We start from the raw sequence: 1254 nt of genomic DNA on the forward strand, positions 1-1254 counted from the left end.
TTCCTTGGAGGGCTCTGAGCATGGTCCGATAGGGCCGGGAAGGAGCCCCGCGTGGCAGCACCGAAGAAGTACCCGGACGAGTTGAAGGCTCGAGCGGTCCGGCTGTATCTGGAGTCGGATCCGAAGCCGACGATCCGCAAGCTCGCCCAGCAGTTGGGTGTCCATCACGAGGCGCTTCGGAACTGGATCCGCCAAGCCGATACCGGGCAGCGGCCGGAACCCGCGGCGACGGATCTGGCCGAGGAGAACAGGCGGCTGCGCAAACAGGTCGCCGAGCTGGAGCGGGTCAACGACATCCTTCGTTCTGCGAGTGCGTATTTCGCCTCGGAGCTCGGCCAGACCCGGAGGTGATCGTGCGGTTCGTCAAGGACAGCCGGCACCCGGTCGAGCTCGTATTGCGGGTCCTCGGTATCGCCCCGTCGACCTATTACTGGTGGTGCAAACGCCTGCAACAGCCCTCGGCGCGGCAGCTCGCAGACGAGGCGTTGCTGGCTGAGATCGTTGATATCCATACCAGCTCCGGCGGCACCTACGGGTCTCCCCGCGTGCATGCGATGCTGGCGCGCTGCGGCATCTCGATCGGCCGCAAACGGGTGGAGAGAGTGATGCGTGGCGCGGGTTTGCAGGGCGCGTTCCTGCGGAAACGGTGGCGCATCGCGTCCACGCGGGCCGATCCGCGGGCGGCGCCTGCACCGGATCTGGTCGAGCGGGTCTTCACCACGGATCGACCGAACCGGTTGTGGGTGGCGGATGCGACCAGGATCCCGTGTGGTCAGGGTGCGTTCTGGCTGGGTGCGGTGCGAGATGCGTTTTCCAACCGGATCGTGGGCTGGAAGACCTCGGATCGCTGCGATACCGAGCTGGTGTTGGGTGCGCTGGAGTTCGCGGTCTGGAGCCGTGACATCCGCGACCGTGAGTTGATTCATCACAGCGACAGGGGCTCGACCTACACAGCGATTCGTTTCGCTAACCGGTTGGCAGACAACGGGATCGCGCAGTCGATGGGATCGGTCGGCGACAGCTACGACAATGCACTGATGGAGAACTTCTTCTCCACACTGAAGACCGAGTTGGTCTATCGCCGGGCCTGGCGGACCCGTGACGAGGCCGAGAACGCCCTGTTCGCCTATATCGATGGCTGGTACAACACTCAGCGCATCCAGAAGAAGCTGGGTTGGCGATCACCCTGCGAGTTCGAGGCGAGCTACCATCACCCGGTTCCGGCTGGAACCTGATTATTGGCCCTCCAATAAT

Annotated in this window: 2 protein-coding genes; both read left to right on the forward strand. The window is 63.9% G+C overall.

Features of this window, described 5'->3' with window-relative positions:
• The first annotated feature begins 51 nt into the window (after positions 1-51).
• Positions 52-351, forward strand: coding sequence for a transposase (locus tag ABZ824_RS39735; RefSeq protein WP_356970057.1), 300 nt, complete (start codon positions 52-54; stop codon positions 349-351).
• Positions 352-353: 2 nt separating this feature from the next.
• Positions 354-1235 (forward strand): IS3 family transposase, encoded by an 882-nt coding sequence (locus ABZ824_RS39740; protein WP_356970058.1) that lies wholly within the window; start codon positions 354-356, stop codon positions 1233-1235.
• Positions 1236-1254: the final 19 nt, after the last annotated feature.

This window comes from Nocardia sp. NPDC047038 (assembly GCF_040644075.1).
GTDB lineage: Bacteria > Actinomycetota > Actinomycetes > Mycobacteriales > Mycobacteriaceae > Nocardia > Nocardia sichangensis.